The 25,291-nt window shown below is 67.9% G+C and carries 19 protein-coding genes and 1 riboswitch; of the genes, 8 read left to right on the plus strand and 11 right to left on the minus strand.

The features are described from left to right. Positions 1 to 47: 47 nt before the first annotated feature. Positions 48 to 1,844 carry an autotransporter domain-containing protein gene (locus ACTJJK_RS13550; protein ID WP_223619967.1) on the minus strand — a complete coding sequence of 599 codons (1,797 nt, stop codon included), beginning with the start codon at positions 1,842 to 1,844 and terminating at the stop codon, positions 48 to 50. 311 nt (positions 1,845 to 2,155) lie between these two features. On the opposite strand from ACTJJK_RS13550, the gene thiS reads away from it, so the two are divergent. Then, positions 2,156 to 2,356, plus strand: coding sequence for a sulfur carrier protein ThiS (gene thiS / locus ACTJJK_RS13555; protein ID WP_031371396.1), 201 nt, complete (start codon positions 2,156 to 2,158; stop codon positions 2,354 to 2,356). Between the two features lie 55 nt (positions 2,357 to 2,411). On the opposite strand, the gene ACTJJK_RS13560 is transcribed toward thiS, so the two are convergent. From ACTJJK_RS13560 to ACTJJK_RS13575, 4 genes are all read right to left on the minus strand, one after another. After that, a complete protein-coding gene (locus ACTJJK_RS13560) occupies positions 2,412 to 3,935 on the minus strand; it encodes a CehA/McbA family metallohydrolase (protein WP_440730469.1) in 1,524 nt (507 codons plus the stop codon). A gap of 11 nt (positions 3,936 to 3,946) precedes the next feature. Then, the gene (locus ACTJJK_RS13565; protein WP_440730470.1) at positions 3,947 to 5,128 is read right to left on the minus strand and encodes a phosphatidylinositol-specific phospholipase C1-like protein; all 1,182 of its coding nucleotides are present in this window, start codon (positions 5,126 to 5,128) and stop codon (positions 3,947 to 3,949) included. A gap of 65 nt (positions 5,129 to 5,193) precedes the next feature. Continuing rightward, positions 5,194 to 7,767 (minus strand): TonB-dependent receptor, encoded by a 2,574-nt coding sequence (locus tag ACTJJK_RS13570; RefSeq protein WP_440730471.1) that lies wholly within the window; start codon positions 7,765 to 7,767, stop codon positions 5,194 to 5,196. Between the two features lie 604 nt (positions 7,768 to 8,371). Beyond that, complete coding sequence (locus ACTJJK_RS13575; protein ID WP_440730472.1) at positions 8,372 to 10,852, minus strand: hypothetical protein; 2,481 nt, start codon at positions 10,850 to 10,852, stop codon at positions 8,372 to 8,374. A gap of 45 nt (positions 10,853 to 10,897) precedes the next feature. Next, a riboswitch (cyclic di-GMP riboswitch) is annotated at positions 10,898 to 10,982 on the minus strand. A 343-nt stretch (positions 10,983 to 11,325) separates the two neighbouring features. Between ACTJJK_RS13575 and ACTJJK_RS13580 the strand changes: the two genes are divergently transcribed. The 3 genes from ACTJJK_RS13580 to ACTJJK_RS13590 all read left to right on the plus strand — a co-directional run bounded on the left by ACTJJK_RS13580 (position 11,326) and on the right by ACTJJK_RS13590 (position 14,845). Next, positions 11,326 to 12,120: a thiazole synthase gene (locus ACTJJK_RS13580; RefSeq protein WP_408952747.1), complete on the plus strand. Its 795-nt coding sequence runs from the start codon at positions 11,326 to 11,328 to the stop codon at positions 12,118 to 12,120. A gap of 1 nt (position 12,121) precedes the next feature. Next, a complete protein-coding gene (trmB, locus tag ACTJJK_RS13585; RefSeq protein ID WP_440730473.1) occupies positions 12,122 to 12,862 on the plus strand; it encodes a tRNA (guanosine(46)-N7)-methyltransferase TrmB in 741 nt (246 codons plus the stop codon). A 135-nt stretch (positions 12,863 to 12,997) separates the two neighbouring features. Further along, a complete protein-coding gene (locus ACTJJK_RS13590; RefSeq protein WP_031371389.1) occupies positions 12,998 to 14,845 on the plus strand; it encodes an SLC13 family permease in 1,848 nt (615 codons plus the stop codon). Positions 14,846 to 15,136: 291 nt separating this feature from the next. Here ACTJJK_RS13590 and ACTJJK_RS13595 read toward each other — a convergent pair whose 3' ends face one another. Then, on the minus strand, positions 15,137 to 15,517 hold the full coding sequence (locus ACTJJK_RS13595) for a Rieske 2Fe-2S domain-containing protein (protein ID WP_051884693.1): 381 nt from the start codon (positions 15,515 to 15,517) through the stop codon (positions 15,137 to 15,139). A gap of 56 nt (positions 15,518 to 15,573) precedes the next feature. On the opposite strand from ACTJJK_RS13595, the gene ACTJJK_RS13600 reads away from it, so the two are divergent. The 4 genes from ACTJJK_RS13600 to ACTJJK_RS13615 all read left to right on the plus strand — a co-directional run bounded on the left by ACTJJK_RS13600 (position 15,574) and on the right by ACTJJK_RS13615 (position 18,706). After that, positions 15,574 to 15,912 carry a hypothetical protein gene (locus ACTJJK_RS13600; RefSeq protein WP_440730474.1) on the plus strand — a complete coding sequence of 113 codons (339 nt, stop codon included), beginning with the start codon at positions 15,574 to 15,576 and terminating at the stop codon, positions 15,910 to 15,912. Between the two features lie 4 nt (positions 15,913 to 15,916). Beyond that, positions 15,917 to 16,645, plus strand: a complete 729-nt coding sequence (locus tag ACTJJK_RS13605) for a fumarylacetoacetate hydrolase family protein (RefSeq protein WP_440730475.1) — start codon at positions 15,917 to 15,919, stop codon at positions 16,643 to 16,645. A 55-nt stretch (positions 16,646 to 16,700) separates the two neighbouring features. Beyond that, entirely contained in the window at positions 16,701 to 17,108 is a 408-nt protein-coding gene (gene mscL / locus ACTJJK_RS13610) for a large-conductance mechanosensitive channel protein MscL (RefSeq protein ID WP_031371385.1), read from the plus strand. Positions 17,109 to 17,293: 185 nt separating this feature from the next. Then, positions 17,294 to 18,706, plus strand: coding sequence for a M28 family peptidase (locus tag ACTJJK_RS13615; RefSeq protein WP_440730476.1), 1,413 nt, complete (start codon positions 17,294 to 17,296; stop codon positions 18,704 to 18,706). 88 nt (positions 18,707 to 18,794) lie between these two features. On the opposite strand, the gene ACTJJK_RS13620 is transcribed toward ACTJJK_RS13615, so the two are convergent. The 5 genes from ACTJJK_RS13620 to ACTJJK_RS13640 form a co-directional block, all read right to left on the minus strand. Beyond that, entirely contained in the window at positions 18,795 to 19,910 is a 1,116-nt protein-coding gene (locus ACTJJK_RS13620) for a TrmH family RNA methyltransferase (RefSeq protein ID WP_440730477.1), read from the minus strand. After that, positions 19,900 to 20,466, minus strand: coding sequence for a GNAT family N-acetyltransferase (locus tag ACTJJK_RS13625; RefSeq protein WP_031371382.1), 567 nt, complete (start codon positions 20,464 to 20,466; stop codon positions 19,900 to 19,902). Before ACTJJK_RS13625 ends, ACTJJK_RS13620 begins: the two co-directional genes overlap by 11 nt. A gap of 187 nt (positions 20,467 to 20,653) precedes the next feature. Then, positions 20,654 to 23,779 (minus strand): efflux RND transporter permease subunit, encoded by a 3,126-nt coding sequence (locus ACTJJK_RS13630; RefSeq protein WP_031371381.1) that lies wholly within the window; start codon positions 23,777 to 23,779, stop codon positions 20,654 to 20,656. Then, positions 23,776 to 24,015: a hypothetical protein gene (locus tag ACTJJK_RS13635; RefSeq protein WP_440730478.1), complete on the minus strand. Its 240-nt coding sequence runs from the start codon at positions 24,013 to 24,015 to the stop codon at positions 23,776 to 23,778. The genes ACTJJK_RS13630 and ACTJJK_RS13635 overlap by 4 nt, the downstream gene beginning before the upstream one ends. Beyond that, positions 24,008 to 25,114: an efflux RND transporter periplasmic adaptor subunit gene (locus ACTJJK_RS13640; RefSeq protein ID WP_031371379.1), complete on the minus strand. Its 1,107-nt coding sequence runs from the start codon at positions 25,112 to 25,114 to the stop codon at positions 24,008 to 24,010. The genes ACTJJK_RS13635 and ACTJJK_RS13640 overlap by 8 nt, the downstream gene beginning before the upstream one ends. Positions 25,115 to 25,291: the final 177 nt, after the last annotated feature.

Consider the following 25,291-nt stretch of genomic DNA (forward strand, 5'->3'; position numbering starts at 1 on the left):
TGACGCTTAACGCTATGCCGCAGTAGTGCGGCCTAAGGCCGCAGCAATCAGAACCCGCGGCCCACCTGTGCGAACACAGTGGTGTTGTTGCCGCCGCCCTGGCCGACCGTCGCGCTGGCGCCGATGTTGGCGTCGAGGCCGAACAGGTGGGTGCGCACGCCGAACAGCAGGCTGCCGTAGTTCTGGTCGAACTTGCGGCCCATCACGGCGTAGTCGCCCAGGCCCGGCACGGTCTGCAGGCGGGCGTAGGCGTGTTCGGGGGCGTCCTCGAACTCGCGGTCGACGGTCAGGCGCGCATAGGGGCGGAAGCTTTCGCTGTGGGTGTAGTTGATCTGCCAGCCCACGCTGCCGATCAGCGAGTCGAACTCCTGCTTCGGATAGGCCAGCGAGGTCGCGAGCGTCGGGTCGCTTTCGGCGAAGCCGTCGACTTCGATCTTCTGCGAGACCAGGCCGAGCACCGGGCCGTGACGCAGGGCGTCCTGGCCGAATTCCCAACCGCCGTTGACGGCGATGGTGAGGTTGTCGCCGTCGGCGGAACCGTGGTGGACGCGGGTGACCGGGCCGAGGTTGGCGTTGCGGTCGATGTCGAAGTCGAGCTGGGTGTAGCTGACCTGGCCGTTGACCCAGGCGCGTTCGCCGTACCAGCCGACGAAGCCGCCGAGAGTGGCTTCCTTCTGCTCGAATTCGCCGTTGCGCAGGCCGAAGTCGTTCTTCTGCTGGCCGTAGCCGGCGAAGGCGCCGAACACCAGGTTGCCGCGGTTCCAGTCGATACCGCCGCTCAGCGCCGGACCGGCGCCGTCGTACAGGTCGCCATGGCCATAGCGCTGGAAGTCGCCGCGCAGGCTGGTCCACCACCGCATGCCGTCGCCTTCCTGCGGGCCGGCGAGGTGGTTGGCGACCTGGTCGGCGCGGGCGCGGCCGCTCATCGCCGCCGAGTTCGGCAGCACCGCGATGAAGCGCGGCGCTTCCAGCACCGACAAGGCGTAGTCGGCGAGGATGCGATGGGCCTTGCTCGACGGATGCACGCCATCGGCGAAAGCGTAGGTTTCCGGCGCGTCGGGGGCAGCGTAGTTGAGCGGGCTGCAGGTCAGCGACGAGGCGGTGATCTGCGGATTGCAGCCGGTGCCGGTGACGTTGGTGATGCCGTACGGCGCCGGGTTGGCGGTGATTTCCGCCAGCAGGCTGAAGGTGTTGAGCGGGATCACGCGCAGGCCGGCCGCGGCGAGGCCGCCGTACAGGGCGTTGTTGTAGGTGGTCGACAGCTGGGTGCCGGCGGCCTGGGCGGCGGCGCCGCCCGCGCGGAACTGCGGGGTCAGGCCGAGGTTCGGCACGGTCGGCACCAGCACGTACTGGGCGCCGGCGTTCTGCAGCGCGGCGACCACACCGATCTGCGCGGTGACGGCATTGGTGATGGTGGCCTGCGCCGGGGCGCCGGCGACGACTGCGAACAGGTCGTTGGCGCCGCCCCACACGGTGTACAGCGCGTTCGGGTCGGCGCGGCCGCCGTTGGCGGCGAGGTAGTTGGTGGTCTGCGTGGCCAGCGACGGAATCGCGCCGAGCGGGCTGGCGCTGTTGGTGCCGGTGCGGGCGCCGCCGACGGCGTAGTTGGTGCCGCCCTGGTTGGCGCTGGTGGCGTTGGTGCCGTAGTACTCGGCGACGTATTCCGACCAGACCAGGCCCGGGTTGGTGGTGAAGCGGCCGATCAGGGCCGCGTTCGGACCGACCGCCTGGAACAGGGCCGGGCGGAAATGGCCGGAGTCGGTCAGGCTGTCGCCGATGAAGACGGTCTGCGAATACTCCTGGGCGAAGGCCGGAGCGGCGGCCAGCACGAGGGCGGCGGCCAGCACGGTACGAACGGGTTTCATCATGAACTTCCCTGCGGTGATGTGACGGGTGATGGCGATCGAACGGTCGGTCGATTGCCGTTAGAAGCTCCGCGCGGGCGTGACATACGCCGGCGGATGGCCGAATCGAAGCACGCGCCGGCGGATCAAGGCAAGGCGCAGCGCGGCAAAACGATGCCGCGATTATCCCCGGCCGGCCGCTCCGGCGCCGGGGCCAGAGGTCACAGAGCGGGCCATTGCTGCGGTTCGGATGCTGCCAACCGCCAGGGACGAGACTGGCCGCAAGCGGGCCCCCACGCGACAATGGCCGCATGAATATCCTGCTCAATGGCGAACCGCGCGCGCTCGCGGCGCCGACCACCGTGGTCGAACTGCTGCACAACGAAGGCCTGGGCGAACGCCGGGTCGCGGTCGAGATCAACGGCGAGATCGTCCCGCGCGGGCGCCACGCCGAACGCGCGCTCGCCGAAGGCGACAAGGTCGAGATCGTGCACGCCCTCGGCGGCGGCTGAGCGCGACCCCCGGACTGTCCGGGATCGGCACCGCCGGCCGCCGGGTGTCGTGCGGTTACAGGTTGAAGTACACCGGGTTGCCCATCAAGGCGAGCCGTCCCTGCGCGTCGCGCACGTCGACGCGCAGCCAATGCCGAGCGCCATCGCTGCGCCAACGGAAGTCGAAACGCTGCTCGGCTGCGCTGATCGCCGTCTGCCCGATCAGGGGCACGACCACGCCGTCGACGACGGTTTCGACCCGGCTGCCGGCGACGTTGCGCACCGTCAGGCTCAGCCTCGCTTCGTCGCCGGCGCGCAGGTGCAGCTCGCCGCCCATCGCGACTTTCTGGTGCCCGTGGCGCGCGCTCAGTTCCAGGGCGCGATCCTTCGAGCCGCGCACGTCGACGAAGACATTGCCGGCGCGCAGGCCTTCGAGAATCGCCAGCATCGACAGTTCGCGCGCATGCACGACCGTGGTCGGGCGACCGATCCGGCTGGCGCCGAAGGCCTCTTCGGCCTCGGTCGGCGCATCGTGGTTGTCGCTGCCGCCGATGCCGGTCAGGCGATGGCCGGCGTTGAGTTCGCGCTGCCAGAAAGCGATGCCCGAGCCCGGCGTGTCGGCATCGCCGCCGTTGACGGCCTCGACCATGCTGACCCGCGACAAGTCCGCCGCCGGCATCGGCGTCCAGCCGCAGCCCATGCAGCGTTCGTCGGAGGGACGGATCGGGTGATTGATCGACACCGGCACGCCGCGCTTCTCCAGCGCGCGCAACACCGTGTCCCAATCCGGCACTGCGGCGCTGCCGACGCGGAAGTCGACCGGGGCGTAGGTGCCGAACACATTCGCATGGCCCTGGAAGGTGGTGATCTCGATGCCCGGCATCAGCAACAAACGATCGAAATACGGCTGCAGCTCACGCAGGCCCGACAGATGCGAGACCGTGTTGTGTTCGCTGACGGCGACGAAATCGAGCCCTTGCCGGCTCGCCGCCTGTGCGGTCAGGAACAGCGGGCACGGCACCTTGCTGCCGGCCTGGGAAGCGCAACTGCCGTCGCTGTGGCCGCTGTGCATGTGCAGGTCGCCGCGGTACCAGCCCGGCCCGGAGCGCAGGGGCTTGGCGGCGATCGCGGCAGGTAACGCATCGGGTTCATCGGCCATGCCGAAATGGATGCGCGCGACATAGCGGGCGCGTTGCTCGGCGCGGATGTTGGGAATGCCGAGCAGGACTTTCCACTCGCCCGCGGGCAAGGCGCCGGCCGGATACGACGGGGTCGCATCGGCGGCGCTGACGGTGAACACGCGTTTGTTGCCGCCGCTCCAACCGCGGAAGCCGTCGCGGCCGAGGAAGTCGCCCGGGCCGATCAGGCCCAGATCGATCGTGGTCTTGTGCTCGCGCCCTTCGTAATCGAACTCGACGGTGATGCGGGCGACGCCGTCCGGCACCCGGAACGGCAGTTCGCGATAGCTGCGGTTGTCGCGGCCTTCGATCGTGCCCTCGACGGTGACATCGGCGGCCTCGGCAGCGCTGGCCGCGCTGGCCACGGACGCCGTACAGGCCAAGGCGAGCATCAGCAGCGCAACAAGCGATTTCATGGTCATGCCCCGGTTCGTCAATCGTGCTTCTCGAGCGCTTCGACCGGACGCTGGTTGCAACGCTCCGGCTGGCGGCGCGGGTTGCAGCGCGCGATTTCGCTGCGCGGGAACACCACGCGATAGCGGCTGAAGCGCCGGTCGGGCTGCGGGTAATCGGTGGAGATGTAGTGCGCGCCGCTGGCGAAGGCGGCCTCGCGCCGGCGCGGGTCGTTGCGCCGCGCCTCGAGCGTGTCGGCGTCGGCGCGCGTGCGCACCAGGAAGCCGGCGGCGACCGCCTTGGCGATGCGTTCGCCCTGCCCGATCGGGTCGTTGAGGGTCAGATAGGCGGCATCGGAGGCCTGCTCGTCGGCGTTGACGAACATCGCCCGCCCTTCCAGCGAGCGTCGCGCGCCGCGGTATAGGCCGACCTTGCGCGCATCCTCGTCGAGCGCGAACAGGACCTTGCCGCGCGCCTGCGCCAGCGTCGGCCAGCGACCGGCCAACACCGCCTCGCGCAGGCTCGGCGCATCGCCGCGAACGTCGTCGGGAACGATCAATTCGGCGGCGGCGAAGACCGAACGGATTTCGCCATCGAGCGCATCGAAGGCGGCGCCGTCGAACGGCTGCGGCGCAACCGCACCCCGCCCGCCGCGGCCGTCCTTGGCGTTGATCAGGATCAGGATCGGCGCGTGCTCGCGGTGGCTTTGCGACCAGGCGCGGATCTGCCGCAGGCATTGCACGAAGGCCATGCACTGGCTGCGGAAATCGATGTCGGCCAGGTGCATGACCTTGAAGCCGGGCTGCGCCATTTCGGCCGCGACTGCGGGCGACCAGGGGCCGGCCTCGCCATAGCCGCCGCGCAAGGCGCCCGGCGGGTGCGCATAACGGCCGCCGCGCGGGTCGTAGTAGACATCGAGCTCGAGCGTGCGGGCGCCCTGCTCCAACTGCGCGGACAAGGGCGGATGCGCATAGTCCAGCGAATCCGCGCCGGCCGCATCCACCGCGCGATGCGCGGCCAGCTCCTGCGGCGGTATCGCCAGCTTGTAGCTGTTGTGGGTGCCGATCGCCTGCAGATCGTTGATGCGCAGGCGCGCGTCGATCCAGGCCTGGCTGCAGTCCGGGCCGGCCGCCGCGGCGCGATCGACGTCGAGCTTGCAGCCAGCGCCCGCGACGGCTGCGCTGGTTTGCGCACCGGCGGCGGCCATAAGCGGGCTGGCCATAAGCGCGCCGACGAGCAGCGCGCCGCAACTCAGCCCAGCCTTGACCGCCCCCATCCGCATCGCGCTCAGAACCGGTACATCAGCGCGGCGCGGAAGGCGCGGCCGAGCAGCGGGCGGGCGATGAAGGTGTTGGCGCCCGCGTCGGCGCTCTGCAGCTCGCCGGCGCGCGGGTTGCCTTCGGTCAGGCCGCGCGAGTTGGTCAGGTTGTCGCCGTACAGGAACAGGGTCAGCCCTGGGGTGAACTCGTAGCGGGCGCTGGCGTTGAGCACGTTGTACGACGGCAGCCGCACCGAATTGGCGGTGTCGACGAAACGCTCGCCCTGGTATTCGTAGGCGAGCTGCAGGCGCAGACGGTCGTCGAGCAGGTTGATGCCGGGCACGATGCGGAAGCTGTTCTTCGGCACGCGGATCAGCTGGTTGCCGACGAAGTCGCGCAACACCGGCGCGCCGTTGACGATCTCGGTGTAGCGCAGGCCTTTGTATTGCGGGTCCTGCACGGTCGCGGTCAGCTGCATGTCGAACCAGCGCACCGGGAACCACGACGCTTCCAACTCCAGGCCGGTGGTCTTGGTGTCGGCATAGCCCTGTTGCACGGTCGAGGTGCCGGCGTTGAGGTCGAACACGGCATTGCTGAAACCGACGTTCTCGTACTTGGTGTAGAACAAGGTGGCGAACACGTCGAAGGTTTCGTTGCTGAACTTGTAGCCGACCTCGCCGAGTTGCATGGTCTGGATCACCGGCTGCGCCGCGGCGTCCTTGCTCACGCAGTCCTGGGCCGCGGCCTGGGTGCAATTGGAATAGCGGGTGATGAAGCTCGACAGATTGGGCAGGCGGAAGGTCGGGGTCCAGCGCGCGAACAGGCCCGAGTATTTGTCGAACTGCCAGTTCGCGCCGACGGTCCAGCCGAGCTTGTCGTAGTCGCGGTCGTAGTTCACGAAGCGGCCCGAGCCGGTCAGGATTTGTGAGCTCGCCGGCGTGCCCAGGTTGACCTGCTTGCGGATCTCGGTCCAGCCCTTGGCGTTGACCTTTTCCCAGCGCACGCCGGCGTCGATGCGCAGGCGCTCGTTGACCTGCCATTCGTCCGACAGGTACACGGCCTGGGTGGTCGAGCGGCCGCTGGCGTTCTCCCACTCATAACCGTAGCGGTAGAAGCCGTGGTCGGTGAGCGTCGCCAATGGGCGGCCGGCGGCGTCGACCGCGACCAGATCCAGCAGGCGCGCGTTGTCGCGCACGTCGAGCAGGGTCGTCGACGAGTAGCGGTCGAAGTCCTGGTCGAAGCGCGCGTAGTAGTAGCCGAAGGTGAGGTCGTGGCTCTGCCCGCCGAAGTCGAAACGGCGTATCAGGCGGGTGTCGCTGATCAGCTCGTCGACCGGCATGGTCACGCCGCGCAGGCCGCCGACCGTGATCAGGCCGTTGCCGTTCTGGTTGGCGACGTCGAACACCTGCCCCGCACCGTTGACGTAGCGCAACTGCGCGCCGGTCGCGCCCGGAATCGCCGCGAGCTGCTTCTTCAACGCCGGGTCGGACAGGAATTTGGAGGCGCCGAGCAACTGCAGCGGGAACACGCCGTTGCGCTGAGTCTCGGTGCGGTCGTAGCGCAGCGACTGGGCAAGCTTGAAGCCGGCGCCGAGTTCGTAATCGAACTTGACCGTGTACTGGTCGCGCTTCACTTCGGTGCCGCGCGCGTTGTCGAAGGCGTAGCGGCTGCGGTCGCCCTGCAGCATCGAAGCGTAACGGGTGTCCGGGCCGGCCAGGGTGCCGTAGTGATCGTCGAAACCGGGCACGCCGCGGATCTTGCCGTCGGCATAGGTGCGCATCGGGATGCCGAGGTACAGCGCGACGTTGTCGTCCAGGCGCTTGTAGTCGAAGGCGAAGCGGCCGCGCTCGAACTCCTTGCTCAGGTTGACCCGGTACTGGCCGCCGTCGTTGGCCTGGAAGCCGGGATCGCGTATGCCGTCGTCGAAACGATAAAAACCGCCGAGACCGAGCTTCCAGCCGGCGCCGAGCGGCGTGCCGAAGAAGAAATCGTAACGGTTCAGGCCGTAGTCGCCGGCGGTGTACTTGACCACGCCTTCGGCGCCGTCGCCGACCACGCGCGGGATGAAGTTGATCGCGCCGGCCGGCGCGTTCGAATAGAACACCGACGAGGGGCCGCCGCGCACCACTTCGATGCGCTCGATGGTCTCGTCGAGTCGGAACGCCTGGTCGCCGTTGAGGAAGCCCAGGGCCGGGTCGTGCTGCACCGGGATGCCGTCTTCGAGCAGGGTGACCGAACCGAAACCGTCGACCGGGATGCCGCGCGCACGGATGTTGCCGCTGGCTTCGCCGCCGGTGGCTTCGACCCAGAAGCCCGGCACCGACTTCATCGCCTCGGTGACCGAGGTCGGCGCCTGCATGCGCAGGCGGTCCTCGTCGATGGCGGTGATCGAGTAGCTGGTTTCGGCCTTGCTGCGTTGGCGCGTGCCGGAACGGCCGGTGACGATGACGGTGTCGAGATCGGTGGCACTGGCGGCGGCCATGCTCGCGTCGCTGGCCGAAGCCGCTGCGGTGTCCTGGGCCTGTGCGGTGGAAACGGCGAATGCGGTCAGTACGAGGGCGCAACGGATCGCCCGGCTCAGCTGGCGGGTGGAAGGCATCATGAATTCGGCGTTCGGAAGGAAGGGAAGGCTGCCGGCCGGTTCCGTCCGAAGGCTCTGCGTCGAGCCCGGCAATCCTGCGCATGCTGGGCCGCGACGTTTAAAGATTCGTGACAGCCGTCGATGGAATTGCGTGCGCGGTGGTTGGCGCCAGGATCGGTCAAGCTTGCTTGCTGGGCGAATGCGGGGCGCGAATGCAGAGCGGAGCAGGAGCAAATCCCCCCCTGCCCCCCTTTTCCAAAGGGGGACCTCTCTGGGCAGCGGCTACATCAACACCGTGTGCTCGACGCCGACGGATCGACGGGCGTGAACGGCCTGCGGAAACACCTACACAAGCCCCCTTTGCAAAGGGGGCGGGCGCCTGCGTCGTTCGGCGGAGCGACAAGCCCGCTGCGCCGGGGGATTTCCGGGCAGATCGCCTTGATGTGGATGGGATAAGAGCAAATCCCCCCTCCCCCCCTTTTTCAAAGGGGGGAGTTCATGTGTCGATGCGATATTTGAGGGGGCCTTACGTGTCGGTGCGATGTTCAAGCAAATGACATCGGCGCATAAAAAAGCCCCGGCCGAAGCCGGGGCTCTGTTGCGGATTGCAAGTACGGCAGGTGTATCAGGTGCCGGCGTCGATCACGGTGGCCGGCGAGACCGAGCAATGGCCAGGTCCGGTGGTGCCTTCGTTGTAGGCGCCGAGAATCCCGGCGAGCCTGATCGCGGTGTCGCGTGCGGGGCCCTTCGGCGCGGTGGTGCTGCGACCGATGAACCATGCGGTGGCTTCGGCGATCGCGGCCTGCACCTCGGACGGGGCGCCTGCGCCGGCTTCGGCGTTGAGGCGTGCGGCCATGTACTGGTGCGCGAGGATGTAGTACGCGTTGCCACCCTTCGGCGGCGTCCAGAACACCTTGTACCAGGTCTGACCGGAGGCGAAGAACAGCGTGTCTTCTCCGATCGCGGCCCAGGTCGCGTCATACGGCGCAGGGCCGTACTTCGAGTGGGTCTTCCAATAACCCTGGGTGTAGGTGCATCCGCTGGTGGCGCACAGTTCCGGCACGTTCACGGTGATCACGGCTTCGTCGCTCTTGTTGACGCCGTTGTCGGTCGCCAAGGTCAAGAGGTTCGGAACCATGAATTCGCAAGTGTTACCGGGTCCGGTCTGGCTCGGCAGTATCCACGCCGCGAACAGGTCGAGGCTGTTGACGATGCCCGGATCGGGGTTGATGTCGCCAGTGACGTACTGGGCGAAGCTGCTGCACATCAGCGGGCTGACCTGCCAACCGAAGGTATCGCCGAGGTTGAGGCCCGGGATGCCGTTGAACAGGTCGCTGACCTGCACGCAGGCGTCGGTTTCGACGTTCGGCGAGCCGTACACCAGTGCGGCCTGGTTGGAGGTGTAGCTCGTGAAGCCGCAATCGCTGGCGTTGCCGGCAGCGTCGTAGCACTTCAGCACACGCTGGATGCTCGCCTCGTTATAGCCTTCGAGCTTGCCGCTCAGCGCTGCGTCGTAGGTGCAGTTGAGCGAGGTCGCGCCCTGCGGGTCGCACGTCGGCGACACCGACTGGGTGCCTCCACCGGCGAAGTGCAGAGTGTCGCTCGGATCGGCCGGGCTGAACTGCGGTGTCGCGTCGGCAGGCCAGGTGACCATAATGCTGCCGCTGACCGCAAAGCCGCTCTCGGACTCGATGCTGCGGGTCGCCGCGAGACGATAGACCGTCTCGTAATTGCCGCCGACATTGAGCAGCACGTCGACGTCGTCGCACAGGAAGTTACCGGCATAGATGCCGCTGGCGATCGGATCGGGCAGGCAGCCCTGCATGCCGACGACCTTGGCGTCGGCCGGCGAGACCACCACATGCTTGTCCGGAACCCAGGCATAGTCGCGGTCGTAGCGGGTTTGCGCGGTCTTGCTGATCGCGACGGTCCGGCAGGCGACGGTGACCATGGCCGAATCGCTGGCCGTGGCATTGGTGCTGGCGCTGGTGCTCCAGGTACCGGTTGCGGTGTTGTTGTGCTGACCTTCGTCGGCACCGCACACGAACGGCGACGGACGCGGATAGGTCCACACATACGGACCGTTGCCGAGGCTGAAGCTGTGGTTCGGATCGCCCGGCAGCATCGAGTCGTCGATCACGAACGTGTCGCCGTAGCTCTCGGCCGGGTTCGCCGGGATCGAGAACGCAGCGGAAGCCACGAACGTATAGGTGCCGCCGTTGCGCTCGGTAGTGATGCCGGCGGCGTTGACGCCTCCGCTGGCGTTGAGCAGGAACGGATGGGTGTTGCTGCTCAGGTCGAACGCGTAATCGCAGGTCAGGATGATCTTGTCCGGATTCGCGGCCGGCTTGACGCAGGCCAGGGTGTCGGTGTCGCCGCCCTGCGAGGTCCAACTCAGCTGGAACTGGGTCGCGCTGTTGTTGAACTGCAGGGTGTCGACCACGGCGGTAGCCTTCCAGCCGAAGCCGAACGGGTCCTTGACGGTGATGGCGCCGGCGACGCGGTACATGCCACGGGTGGTCGGCGTCGCGGTGACGGTGTATTCGACCTGGTGGCTGTCGCCATCGAACATCACGATGCTCTCGGGCGTCACGGTCTTTTCGATCTGCCAATCGGTATAGCGCTTCCAGCTCGCCGTGGCGGTTTTCTCGCCGCTGGGCTTGGGCAGGAAGCAGTACACGATATGGCTGATGCCGGCGGGCTCGCCGCTGGAATTGATCGGTGCGAACAGATTGATGTCGCTGAGCGCGGCAGGGTCGTAGTGGAAGACGTTATAGGCGTTGCCGCCCTTGACCACGATGTAGTCCATCGGCACGGTCGAGGTGAAGCCGATGAATTTGTTCTGGTTGGTGGGGGTGTAGTTGAAGGTGATGGTTTGACCGGGTGCGCCAAGGTTGTAGCTTTGGCCGTTGACCGGTGCGCTGCCGGTGCTGCCGCCCAATCCGGCCCAGGTCGCTACGCCGGGCAGGTCGTCGCAACTGGTGAAGTTGCCCGAGAAAGTGGTCGGCTGCACCGAGGCCGCCCAGGCCCCGGTGGGCAAGGCGGCAGCGGTAGCAAGCAAGAGCGCCGTTGCAAGCAACGGACGCCAACGTCGAGTGGTGGACATGTCAGAACTCCGTGAGCGGGGTGGCAAAGCACCCTGTTCTTCGCGCTCGGTAGCTCGGCCATGCTGACCTGGACGGTCGGCACCCGTGGCTTTGCGACACCGGCTCTCACCGGTTGTGCCTTTTTCGAGTCCCGTACGACGGCGCGGCGCCCGCTTCCCCAGCGGACGCCGCCGGCGATGGCCGATGCGTCGCGAACTTTCAGCGCCGCCCAGTACCGCTTGGCGGCCAATATACGCTTCAAAATGTGATTGCAATCACATTTTCATCATCCGGCGACGAACGGTCGCCGTTCTGGATGAATGGTGCAGGACACGACCGGGAACGGCCCCGAACTGCGTTTTTACAGCCCTCGCCCAGCCCCGCCCAACCCCCGCCCGGCCGCGCCGCGGCGGCAGAGCGAAAACCGCACGCCGGGTGAAACGGCTGCGCGCGCGGGGTCCAAGCGCAGGGCGTTATCCGACATAATTCACCGATGACGAACAACGCCTTATCCGATCCGCTGGTCATCGCCGGCAAAACCTACCGCTCGCGCCTGTTGACCGGCACCGGCAAGTTCAAGGACCTCGACGAGACCCGCCTTGCGACCGAAGCCGCCGGCGCCGAGATCGTCACCGTCGCCATCCGCCGCACCAATATCGGCCAGAACCCGGGCGAGCCCAACCTGCTCGACGTGCTGCCCCCGGACCGCTACACCCTGCTGCCCAACACCGCCGGCTGCTACACCGCCGACGACGCCGTGCGCACCTGCCGCCTCGCCCGCGAGCTGCTCGACGGCCACAAGCTGGTCAAGCTCGAAGTGCTCGGCGACCAACGCACCCTGTTCCCCGACGTCGTCCAGACCCTGGCCGCGGCCGAGATCCTGGTCAAGGACGGTTTCGACGTGATGGTCTACACCTCCGACGACCCGATCCTGGCCAAGCGCCTGGAACAGATCGGCTGCGTGGCGGTGATGCCGCTGGCGGCGCCGATCGGCTCGGGCCTGGGCGTGCAGAACAAGTACAACCTGCTCGAGATCATCGAGAACGCCAAGGTGCCGATTCTGGTCGACGCCGGCGTCGGCACCGCCTCGGACGCGGCCATCGCCATGGAGCTGGGCTGCGACGGCGTGCTCATGAACACCGCCATCGCCGGCGCCCGCGACCCGATCCTGATGGCGCATGCCATGAAGCTGGCGATCGAGGCCGGCCGCGCCGCGTTCAAGGCCGGCCGCATTCCGCGCAAGCGTTATGCCAGCGCGTCGAGCCCGGTGGACGGGTTGATCGGCTGACATGACTGATCCGTTCTCGAGCGACGGCGCCAAGACCCCGCCCAAGCCGTTCACCGTGGAAGAAGGCCGGCGCCAGGTGCGCAGCTTCGTCCTGCGCCAGGGCCGCTTCACCCCCGCCCAGCAGCGCGCCTTCGACGAGCTGTGGCCGCGCTTCGGCATCGACTATCAGGGCTCGCCGCGTAATTACGACGAAATCTTCGGCCGCAGCGCCAAGCGCGTGCTCGAAATCGGCTTCGGCAACGGCGAGGCCCTGCGTTTCGCCGCCCAGCACGATCGCGAGCGCGACCTGATCGGCATCGAGGTCCACGCCCCCGGCGTCGGCCGCCTGTTGAACGCCCTGGCCGAAGACGGCAGCGACCACGTCCGTCTGTATCACCACGATGCGGTCGAAGTGCTGAACCACGAAGTCGCCGACGGCTCGCTCGACGAGGTCCGCATCTATTTCCCGGACCCGTGGCACAAGAAGCGCCACAACAAGCGCCGCCTGGTCCAGCCCGCGTTCGCCGATCTGCTGGTGCGCAAGCTTTCGCCCGACGGTCGCTTGCACCTCGCCACCGATTGGCAGGACTATGCCGAACAGATGTGGGACGTGCTCGATGCGACCGCAGGCCTGGTCAACCGCGCCGGCCCGCGCGGCAGCGTGGCCCGGCCGCCGTGGCGTCCGCAGACGCACTTCGAGACCCGCGGCCAGAAACTCGGCCACGGCGTCTGGGATCTGCTGTACGACAAAAGCCGGGATTAGGGATTCGGGAATCGGGAATCGGATGCGAGCCAGCGAAGATCCGCGATACGTTGCCGACGCCCAAGCGGGTCGCGATGCCTTGCTTTGCCGTTGTTGTTCCGAATCCCGAATCACGAATCCCGACTCCCGGCCCTGATGGATACCGCCCTCGCGCTCACCACCGACATGAAGCTCGTCCTCGGGCTGGTGGTCTTCACGATGGCGATGTTCCTGTTCGAGCGCATCCGCGCCGACGTCGTCGCCCTGGTCGTGCTGGTGCTGCTCGGCCTGTCGGGTCTGGTCGAGCCGGACGAGCTGTTCAACGGTTTCTCGGGCAACGCGGTCATCAGCATCATCGCCACGATGATTCTCGGCGCCGGCCTCGACCGCACCGGCGCCCTCAACCGCCTCGCTGCCTGGCTGCTGCGGCGCGCGCACGGCGTCGAACAACGCTTGCTGTTGCTGACCACGGCGGTGGCCGGCCTCAACTCCTCCTTCATGCAGAACCCGTCGGTGATGGCGTTGTACATGCCGGTCGCCTCTCGCCTGTCCTCGCGCACCGGCCTGTCGCTGCCGCGCCTGTTGCTGCCGATCGCCGCGGCCATCGTCATGGGCGGCGCCCTGACCATGGTCGGCAACTCGCCGCTGATCCTGCTCAACGACTTGTTGCTCAACGCCAACAGCAACCTGCCCTCGGGCGCGGCGACCATCGAGCCACTGAAGATGTTCGCGCCGATGCCGATCGGCATCGCCCTGCTGGTCGCCTCGCTGGCGTATTTCCATTTCTTCGGCGACAAGCTGCTGCGCGACGACAGCGACAAGGGCGCCACGCCGGCGCGCACCCAGAGTTATTTCGCCAAGGCCTACGGCATCGAGGGCGACGTCTACGAAATGACGGTCACCGCCGACAGCCCGTTGGTCGGCATGTCGCTCGGCGAGGCCGAAGCGCTGCGCGGCGCGCCCCTGCTGCTCGCGCTCAAGAGCGACGGCGAGGCGCGCCTGGCGCCGCCGGCCGACACCCGCATCTGGGTCGGCAGCGTGCTCGGTGCGATGGGGCCGAAGCAGCAGGTCGCCGACTTCGCCCAAAACCAGTTCCTGCGTTTGTCCTCGCGCCTGCGTAACTTCGCCGACCTGTTCAACCCCAGCCGCGCCGGCATTTCCGAAGCGGTGGTGCCGGCGACGTCCGGGTATATCGGCAAGACCGCCGGCGACCTGCACCTGCGCAAGCATGCCGGCCTGAGCCTGCTGGCGATCAACCGCGACAAGAGCGTGCTGCGCGACAACGTGCGCACCGTGCCGATGCGCGCCGGCGACATGCTGGTGTTCCACAGCATCTGGACCGACCTGGCGACCGCGGCGGCGAGCAAGGACCTGGTCGTCGTCACCGACTACCCGAAGGGCGAGCAGCGCCCGCACAAGCTCAAGCTCGCGCTGACCATCTTCGCCGTGGCGATGCTGCTGGCTCTGTCCTCGCGTCTGCCGGTGTCGATCGCGCTGATGACCGGCGTGGCCGGCATGCTGATCGCCGGTGTCATCAACATCGACGAGGCCTACGCGGCGATCAACTGGAAGACCGTGTTCCTGATGGCCTGCCTGATTCCATTGGGCTGGGCCATGGATTCCAGCGGCGCGGCGGCGTGGATCGCCGGCCATACCATCGAGCGCCTGCCGAGCGGCACGCCGGTGTGGCTGCTGGAGATCTTCATCGGCTTGCTGACGACGATGTTCTCGTTGGTCATCAGCCATGTCGGCGCGACCATCGTGGTGGTGCCGCTCGCGGTCAACCTCGCGCTCGCCGCCGGCGGCAACCCGACCGCCTTCGCCCTGATCGTGGCGCTGTCGGCCTCGAACAATTTCATGACCGCCTCGAACCCGGTGATCTCGATGATCACCGGCCCGGCCGGCTATACCGGCAAAGAGCTGTGGCGCATCGGCGGCCCGCTGTCGCTGATCTACACCGTGGTGACGGTGCTGATGGTGAATTTGCTGTTCTGGGGGAAGTGACCTCGCAGACGCCGCAGCTTCGGTGCGGTGGCGGGAAAAGCAAATCCCCCCTGCCCCCCTTTTCCAAAGGGGGGGAATGCATCTGGTGGGTCCGTATGAGCTCGGCGCCTCGCCCCGGGCTCGCTCGCTTGTCGGTACGGCCGGATCGCTGCAAGTCCTAGCGAAGACGAACCCCGCATCCGCTTATCCCCCCTTTGCAAAAGGGGGGCAGGGGGGATTTGCTGTTGGCTGTTGGCTGTTGGCTGTTGGCTGTTGGCTGTTGGCTGTTGGCTGTCCACTAACAATCCCAACTCACCCCAACCACACCGCCCCATCGCGCACCGTCACCGCGACCGCGCGCAGCGCTTCGCCGCGGCAGGGGCCGGCGACGCATTGGCCGCCTTGCAACTCGAAACTCGCGCCATGCGCGGCGCAGACCAGCAGGCCGTCCTTGCTCTTGAGGAACTGGCCCGGCGCCCAGTCGAGACGGCGGCCGGCATGCGGGCAAATATTCAACCAGGCGCGTACGGCCTCGCCGTCGCGATACAGCAGCAGCGATTCGGCGTCGCCGTCCAGGGTCGCTTCGACCTCGGCGAACGCACCGTCGGCCAGCCGCGCCAGCTCGATCAGGGGCAACACTGCGTTGCCGCCTTCGCCGGGATGATTTAACGAACTTCTCACACCCTCGTCCATGCCTGGAACGATACTCCTGTGTCCGGCGTTTGCCGCATTGTCTCACGACACCCTAAATGTTTGCCCAGACCTTCCGATTCTCCGATCACCGACCGCAATGGAATGCGTTCCAGTCGCGCGTGCGCACCGCTTTCGAGCCGCGCAAGCCGCGTCACCGCCTCCTGCGTTTCGTGCTCGGCGTGATCGGGCTCGGGCTGCTGGCGCTGCTGGTGATGTTCAGCGTGTTCGTCGGCGCGGCGATGATCGCCGTCGGCCTCGCCTACAAACTATGGAAGCGCCGCGGCAAGCCGATGGCGCATCGCGATGCCCACGGCCACGACATCGTCGAAGGCGAGTTCCGCGTCGTCGATGCGGCCCGCCTCGGCCATCGCTCCCCTACTTCTTCCACGCATTGAACGCATGAGCGACGCGATCGCGGCACCGCCGCATACCCTTATTCCGGTCCGCGGCGCCGATGTCGCCGACGGCACCACCTTCCCGGTCCGCCGCGTCTACTGCGTCGGGCGCAACTTCGCCGAACACGCACGCGAAATGGGCGCGGCCGTACCGACCTCGGCCGCCGATCGCGGCCGCCCGGTGTTCTTCCTCAAGCCGCACGACGCCATCGAGCTCGGCGAAGCCGTGCCCTACCCGCCCGGCACCGACGACCTGCACCATGAGGTCGAACTGGTGGTCGCGATCGGTCGCGATGCGCCGGCCGGCGAACTCGCCGTCGCCGACGCCCAGGCGTTGGTCTACGGCTATGCCGTCGGGCTCGACCTGACCCGCCGCGACCTGCAATCGCAGGCCAAGGCCAAGGGGCTGCCCTGGGACACCGGCAAGTCCTTCGACCACGCCGCGCCGATCAGCGCGATCGTGCCGGTCGCCGACGTCGGCGAACTCGGCGCACGCGCCCTGAGCCTGGCAGTGAACGGCGAAGTCCGCCAGCGCGGCACGCTCGCCGACCTGGTCTGGAACGTGCCCGAAATCCTGCATGAGCTGTCGCGGCTGTATGCGCTGCGCGCCGGCGACCTGGTCTACATGGGCACGCCCTCCGGGGTCGGCCCGCTGCAGCCCGGCGACCGCTATCACGCCGTGCTCGAAGGCGTGGCCGAACTGCACGGACACATCATCCCGGCGCCGGTATAGTCGCCTCGGCGCTGCGGCGCCGCATTCATGTCGTCAACACAGGGAGAGCATGCGGATGGGCATGATCAGCGAGTTCAAAGAGTTCATAGCGCGCGGCAACGTGGTCGATCTGGCCGTCGGTGTGGTGATCGGCGCGGCCTTCGGCAAGATCGTCACGGCCCTGGTCGACGGCATCGTCATGCCCTTCATCGGCTACCTCAGCGGCGGGGTCAGCCTCGGCGACGCCAAGTACGTGCTGACCGCGGCGCAGATGGATGCCGCCGGCAAGGAAGTCGCGGCCGAAGTCGCGATCAAGTACGGCGCCTTCCTGCAGACCGCGATCGATTTCGTCCTGATCGCGTTCGTGATCTTCCTGTTCCTCAAGGCTTACAACAAGGTCCGCAAGCCCGCCGACGCGGCGCCGGCGGCAACGCCCGAAGACATCGTGCTGCTGCGCGAGATCCGCGATTCGCTGAAGAAGTGAGAACGCTTCGCCCGTTGCGGCAAAGTGCCTCAAACGTGGCGATAGGCAGCGACAAAAAACCCTCAAGTCCGGCGTGACTTGCGACAGGTAGAGACGGGGCCGCGGGTTGCTAAGCTCGCGGCTTCGTCTTTTCCGGCCGCCTGGTTGCAGGCGGCCTCCGGTCTTTCCAGATGAGGGAGTTGGGGATGCGCGCACCGTTGTGGGCAGCGATCGCTGCTGTGTTGTTCGTCGGCTCCGCCGTGGCCGCCCCGCGCGAGACGCGCATTCCCGAGGCCGCTATCGCCGCCGCCGGCGAATTGCGCGAAAGCGCGCTCGCCAGCGACCTGGGCTATCGCATCACCGAATCCTTGACCACCGAGGTCGGCCCGCGTCTGGCCGGCAGCGAGGCGGATGCGCGCGCGGTGAAGTGGGCCGAAGCCAAATTCCGCGAGCTCGGCTTCGACAAGGTCTGGCTGGAACCGGTGACGTTTCCGAAGTGGGAGCGCCGCAGCGAGCAGGCCGAAGTGCTCGGCGAACATCGCCAGCCGCTGAACCTGACCGCCCTGGGCGGCAGCCCCGCCGGCAAGGTCGAAGGCGAGATCGTGCGCTTCGCCGACCTCGCCGCGCTGGAAGCCGCGCCGGCCGGTTCGCTCAAGGGCAAGATCGCCTTCATCGACTACCGCATGGAGCGCGCCAAAGACGGCGCCGGCTACGGCCCCGGCGGACGCGTGCGCAGCCGCGGCCCGTCGGCGGCGATCCGCGCCGGCGCCAGCGCCTATCTGATGCGTTCGGCCGGCACCGACTCGCACCGCAACCCGCACACCGGCATCACCCGTTTCGACGACGGCCTGACCCCGATTCCGTCGGCCGCGCTGGCCGCGCCGGACGCCGACCAGCTCGCGCGCCTGGCCGCGCGCGGCCCGGTGCGCGTGCGCGTCGCCCTGGATTGCGGCTGGGACGGCGAAGCGACTTCGCACAACGTCATCGGCGAGATCCGCGGCAAGAGCAAGCCCGAGGAAGTCGTGGTGATCGGCGGCCATCTGGATTCGTGGGATCTCGGTACCGGCGCGATCGACGACGGCGCCGGCGTCGGCCTGACCATGGCCGCGGGCAAGCTGATCGGCCAGAGCAAGCTGCGCCCGGCGCGCAGCATCCGGGTGATCGCCTTCGCCAACGAAGAACAGGGCCTGTACGGCGGCAAGGCCTATGCGCTCAAGCATGCCGCGCAGGTCAAACAGCACCAGATCGGCGCCGAGAGCGATTTCGGCGCGGGCCGTATCTACGCTTATTCGAGTTCGGCGCCGGCGCATGCGCAGGCCGCCGACAAGCAGATCGCCGAGGCCCTGGCACCGCTCGGCATCGAGCACACGCCCGGCAAGGGCGGCCCCGGCCCGGACATCTCGCCGTTCGCCGCGCGCGGCCTGGCCTGGGCGCGTCTGGCCCAGGACGGCAGCGATTATTTCGACTACCACCACACGCCCGACGACACCCTCGACAAGATCGACCCGAAGGCATTGGCGCAGAACGTCGCGGCGTATGCGGTGTTCGCCTATCTGGCCGCTTCGGCCGACGGCGATTTCGGCAGCGAAGCCAAGCAGGTTACGCCGCCGGAGGAGTGAGGCGGCACGACACTCATTGCGTGCCGTGTTCGCCGACGCGTCTCAGCTCCCTCTCCCGCCTGCGGGAGAGGGGCTTTAGCGCGATGGCCTATGCGCTACGCGCAGTCCACGCCGCCAACAACACCGCGGTCGCCGCGGCGACGTTGAGGCTTTCGACCTTGCCGCTGCCGGGAATCGACAAACGCAGGTCGCAGGCCGCGACGAGGTCGCGGTCCATGCCTTCGCTCTCCGCACCCAACACGTAGACCAAACGCTGCGGCAATTGAGTCGCGAAGGCGTTGTCGCCGCCGGACACCACCGTCGCGGCCAAGGCGAATCCGGCGCCGCGCAACTGGGTCAGCGCATTGTCGCTGCGGCCCATGCGCACCATCGGCACCGCTTCGGCGCCGCCCTCGGCGACGCGCGCGGCGGCGCCCGACAGGGCCAGGGTCGAATCCTTCGGCATCAGTACCGCGGCCACGCCGAAATGCGCGGCCGAACGCAGGATCGCACCGAGGTTGTGCGGATTGCCGACGCCGTCGAGCCAGATCGCCAACTGCGGGCCTTCGGGCAATTCGCGCAGCCATTCCGACAACGAAGCCGGCTCCTCGCGCAACACGTCGGCGACTACGCCTTCGTGATGCCCGCTGGCCGCGAGTTTGTCGAGGTCGGCTTCCTCGACCACGCGATAGCCGACGCGGTTGGCCACGCACCACGCCAGCAAGGGCTGCAGTGCGGGAATGCGGTTGCCGCTCAGATACAGCTTGCGGATCGCCTGCGGCCGGCGCGCGAACACGGCGCGGATCGCATTGAGGCCGTACAAGCGCAGCTCGACGTCGCGGCGCGCGCGTTGCGGATGCGGCGCCTCGAACATGTCGTCGCCGAGGGGCTGACGCAGATCGGCCTCGTCGCGCTGGCGATAGACCCGCTCGTCGCGCTCGTGGCGTTCCGGCCGCGCCCGCTCGCGCGGTGTGCGCGCATCGGCGGGATGTTGGTTGCGCTGCTCGCGTCGTTCCAAGCGCGAGTGCGGATGCGCATGTGCGTGTCCGCCGCGATCGTGTCCGCCGCGGTACGGCGACGGCGGCGGATCGACCGGCCCCGCGCTGCCTTGCGCATCGGGCTCGCGCCGCGGGCGTTGTTCGTCGTCGCGGCGCGGACCGGTGCGCCAGGGGCTCTGTCCCGGAGCGATGGGGGGGCGCGGACCGCGCGGGGGATCACGTCGCATCGTCGAGACTCCTTCTTACCTTGGCGAATACACGCAGGTCGTGCAGCTGCCCGCGCTTGAACACGGCGCAGCGTTGCGCGCCTTCTTCTTCGAAACCGTTCTTCAGCAACACCCGCGCCGAGGCCGGGTTGTGGTCGAGCACCGTCGCGCACAAGCGATACAGGGACAGCTCGCGCATGACCCAAGGCGCGAACACGGCGACCGCGCGCGTCATCAGGCCGGCATTCCACAGCGCGCGCCCGAGCCAATAGCCCAGCTCGGCGCTATGGCCGCGTTCGCCCTGGCCGGCGCGCACGCCGATGCCGCCGCAGGCGCGGCCGTCGACTTCGATCGCCATGACCGGGTCGTTGAGATTAACGACCTGGCCGGACAGGAAGCGCTCGCCGTCTTCGCGGGTATAGGGATAGGGAAAACGATCGCTGGTGGAACGCGAGACGTGTTCGTCGTTGGCGTGTTCGACCAGGCTGTCGAGGTCGTCGGGCCGCCAGGGGCGCAGGACGAAGCCTTCGCCAAGCAGGCGGATATCGCCCGGGTCGGATAAGGGAGCGGCGTTCATGGCGATAGCGTACTGCATCACTGTTGGCGGGCGGAAACCGGGGCCGCGGAACGGCGTCCGGGCAGGAGCGGCGTCCTCCTGGATTTCCTTCGGTCGCGAGCCGCGACACGCGTCGTAGCCGAGGCCCCGCGGTCGCGGCTTGCGCCGCTCCTACCCGGAAGCGGTGCGCCGGCCTGCGATCACCCGATCACGCGTGGCCGCCGGCCTGCGGGGTGTCCTTTTCCAGCTTCTCCAACTCGTGCGCGACCGCCTCGGGCGATTTGGTGTAGCGCGCCAGCAGGACGTAGAACGCCGGCACGATGAACAGCGACAACAGGGTCGAGAACGACACGCCGAAGATCACCACGATGCCGATCGTCGCCCGGCTCGCCGAGCCCGGGCCGCCGGCCAGGACCAGGGGCACGGCACCGACCACGGTCGCGATCGAGGTCATCAGGATCGGGCGCAGGCGCACCGCCGAGGACTCGACGATGGCCTCGTGGATGCTGCGGCCCTCGTCGCGCAACTGATTGGCGAACTCGACGATCAGGATGCCGTTCTTCGCCGCCAGGCCGACCAGCATGACGATGCCGATCTGACTGAACAGGTTGAGGGTACCGCCGGTCATCCACAGGCCGAGCAAGGCGCCGAGCACGCCCAGCGGCACGGTCAGCATGATCACGAACGGATGGATAAAGCTCTCGAATTGCGCGGCGAGCACCAGGTACACGACCAGCAACGCGAGAGTGAAGGTCATCAGCACCGCGCCGCCGGCCTTCTGGTACTCGCGCGATTCGCCCTTCCAGTCGATCTGCGCCTGTTCCGGCAATTCTTCCTCGACCACCTGGTTGAGCCAGGTGATCGCCTCGCCCATGGTGTAGCCCGGCGCGAGGCCGGCGCTGACGGTGATCGCGCGCAGGCGGTTGAAGCGGTTGAGGCTGCCGGGCTCGGCCAGTTCCTTCAAGGTGACCAAGTTCGACAGCGGCACCAGGCCGCCGTCGCGGGCGCGCACCTGGATCGCCGCCAGGTCGGCCGGCGAGGCGCGCACTTCGCGTCCGGCCTGGACGATCACGTCGTACTCCTCGCCGTTCTGCACGAAGGTGGTCGCACGCCGCGAACCCATCATGGTTTCCAGCGAATGGCCGATGTCGGTGACGCTGACGCCGAGATCGGCGGCGCGCTGGCGGTCGATCTCCACGCGCATCTGCGGGCGGGTTTCCTTGTAGTCCGAGTCGACCGAGAACAGGCCCTTGTTCTGCTCGATGCGGGCGAGCAGACGATCGCGCCACTTCGCCAGTTCGACGTATTCGGGGCCGCCGAGCACGATCTGGATCGGCTGCCCGCGCGTACGCACCAGGCCGCCGCCGACCTGCGGCAGCGCGCGCACGCCGGTCAACTGACCGAGCTCGCTGCGCAGACCGTCGGCGACGTCGGCGGTGCTGACGTCGCGCTTGTCCCAATCCTGCAGGAACACCGCGATGCGGCCGGTGTGCATTTCCTCGCTGGCGCCGAAACCGCCGGGCACGCGCGGGTTGTAGCGCTGGATGGTCTGGTCCGGGCCGGTGTGCGAGGCGATGATCTTCTCGACCTGCTGCACCTGCTTGACCGTGTAGTCGTAGCCGGCGCCTTCCGGCCCGATGATCGAGACCTGGAACGAGCCGCGGTCTTCCTGCGGCGCGAGCTCCGAAGGCACCAGCTTGAACAGGCCGAAGCTCAAGGCCAGCGCGATCACCATCAGCACGCCGAACAGCCACGGCCGCTCGACGGTGTGGTCGAGCAGGCCTTTATAGCGCCGGCTCACGCTTTCCAGGCGCGCATTGACCCAGCGGTTGACCGGGTTGGATTTCTCTTCGCTGTGCGGGCGCACGAACTTCGACGACATCATCGGCGTGAGGGTCAGCGCGACGAAGGCCGACAAGGCCACCGCGCCGGCCAGCGCCACCGACAGCTCGCGGAACAGGCGCCCGGTGTTGCCTTCCATGAAGCCGATCGGCAGGAACACCGCCACCAGCACCGCGGTGGTGGCGATGACCGCGAACGCGACCTGCTTGGTGCCGCGCGCGGCGGCGACCAGCTTCGGTTCGCCCAGGTCGGCGCGGCGCTGGATGTTCTCCAGCACCACGATCGCATCGTCGACCACCAGGCCGATGCACAGCACCAGCGCCAACAGGGTCAGCAGGTTGATCGAGAAATCGAAGGCGTACAGCGGAATGAAGGCAGCGATCAGGCACACCGGCACGGTCACCGCCGGGATCAGCGCGGCGCGGAAACTGCCGAGGAACAACCAGATCACGATCAACACCAGGATCACCGCTTCGGCCAGCGTGTGGTACACGCGCTCGACCGCCGACTCGATGAAGATGGTGGTGTCGAAGGCGACGAAGATGTTGGTGCCGTCCGGCAGGCCCGGGCGGATCTTGTCGGCCTCGGCGCGGATCGCGCGGGCCACGTCGAGGCTGTTCGCGGTGGAGGTCTTGACGATGCCCAGGCCGATGTTCGGCTCGCCGTTGCTGCGGTAATAGGCGCGGCGTTCGGCCGAATCGAGCTGGATCTTGGCGACGTCGCCGAGCCGCACGACATAACCGTCGGCGCCCTTCTTCAGCGGAATCTGGGCGAAGTCCTCGGGTTTTTGGTAGCTGCGCGCGACTCGCAGAGTGAAGTCGCGCGTCTGCGATTCGATGCGCCCGGCCGGCAGTTCGACGTTCTCGGCGCGCAGCGCGGCCTCGACCTCGTTGACGGTGATGTCGCGCGCCGCCAACGCGTCCTGGTCGAGCCAGATGCGCATGGCATAACGCTGCTGGCCGCCGATCCGGACCTGGGCGACGCCGTCGACCGAGGACAGACGGTCGACCACGTAACGCTCCGCGTAGTCGGACAGCTGCAGCGTGTCCATCTGCTTGGAGCTCATGTTCAGCCACATGATCGGGTCGGCGTCGCTCTCGACCTTTTCGATCTGCGGCGGGTCGGCCTCTTCCGGCATGCGGTTGGAGACGCGGCTGACCGCATCGCGCACGTCGTTGGCCGCAGCCTCGATCTCGCGCTGCAAGGTGAACTCGATGCTGATCGAGGCGCGTCCGTTGACGCTGCGCGATTCGATGCTCTCGATGCCTTCGATGCCGGCCAAGGCGTCTTCGAGCACCTGGGTGATGCGGGTCTCGACCACCGCCGCCGAGGCGCCGGGATAGGTCACGTCGACCGAGACCACCGGCGGGTCGATCGCCGGCAATTCGCGCAAGGTCAGGCGCGAGAACGCCATCACGCCCAGGGTGATCAGCAGCAGGCTCATCACGGTGGCGAACACCGGACGGCGGATCGACAGGTCGGAAATATTCATCGCGCGTCGCCGCCGTCGCGGCGCTTGGGCGCGCTGCGCTTCGGCGCTATGTAGATCGGCACGACCTTGGGCCGGTCGCCCGGGGCCTGCTCGGGGTCGTAGGCCAGGTCTTCAGGCGGAGCCCCGGACATGCCGCGCAGGCGGAAGTCCAGGGCGCGCTTGACCGCGGCGCGCAGGTCGCCGGCATCGGGCTTGCGCGGAAACGAAGACAGCAGGGACCGCATCCAGTCAGCCATTCGCGCGGCCCTTGGCTGCGGCCGGCTCGCCCTGGCGCTTCGCGGGCGCATTCGCACCGGCGGCCTGGACCTTGTTGCCGACGCGCAGCTTGCCGGTGCCGTCGACGACGATGACATCGCCGACCTGCAGGCCCTTGACGATCTCGGCCAGCCCTTCGCGACGCGTGCCGACTTCGACGTCGGCGCGCTCGACGGTGTTGTCGGGCTTGACCCGGAACACGTAGGAATCGGTGCCCACCTGCACCACCGCGATCTCCGGTATCAACAGGGCCTGGCGCTCGGGTTGCAGCAAGGTCACCTGCATCAACATGCCCGGCCGCAGGCGATGGTCGGGATTGGGGAAATCGGCGCGCACCGTGATCGCGCGCGTGGCCGGGTCGACCCGCGCGTCGATCGTGCTGACCTCGCCCTGGAACGGCTGGCCCGGATACGCGGCGCTGGTGCCGTCGACGGTCTGGCCCTTGGCGACGCGCGCCAACAGCGTTTCCGGCACCGGGAAATCGACATAGACCCGGCCGGTGTCGTCGAGGGTCGCGATCGGCGTGCCCGGGGTGACCAGCGAGCCGGGGCTGACCTGGCGAATGCCGAGCACGCCGGAGAACGGCGCGCGGATCACCCGGTCGCCGATGTCGGCCTTCATCTGCTCGACCCGGGCGCGGGTGGCGTCGCGGGTGGCACGCTGGGTGTCGAGCGCCGAACGCGCGATCAACTGCTGCGCGGCGAGTTCGCTCTGGCGCTGGTACAGGGCGGCGGCTTCCTTGGCGGTGGCCTCGGCCTGGGCCAGGGCGGCCTGCTGGGCCTTGCCGCTGAGGGTGATCAGCGACGCGCCGGCGGCGACCTGGTCGCCGCTGTCGAAATGCACGCCCTGGACGATCTCGCTGACCTTGGCGGTGACCGTGATCGACTCGCGCGCCTTGACGTTGCCGAGCGCCTGCACGGTGTCGTTCCAGGGCCGCAAGCGGACCGGCTCGGTGGTGACCGGAATCGGGCGATCGCCGCCCTGGCCCCCCTGGGGCGCCCCGCCCTTGCTGCCGCAGGCGGTCAGGGCGAGGGCGAAGACAAGGGTGCAGCAGGTGCGAAGGCCGGAACGTGGTCGCATGCGGATCTCTGAACGGGTACCCGTGAGGGCGGCGGCGCGGGTCTGGCGGGCGCTGGTGCGGCCCGGCCAGGCGATCCGCGCGGAAGGGAGAACCGGCGCGGCGATGAAGCCGCGCGATTCTAGCGGTGCAGCATTAACGCTCGCGTGGGCCATTGGTTGACCACCGTATAGGCAAAG

Origin of the sequence: Lysobacter sp. 22409 (assembly GCF_052045105.1) — a bacterium.
Taxonomy (GTDB): domain Bacteria; phylum Pseudomonadota; class Gammaproteobacteria; order Xanthomonadales; family Xanthomonadaceae; genus Lysobacter; species Lysobacter antibioticus_B.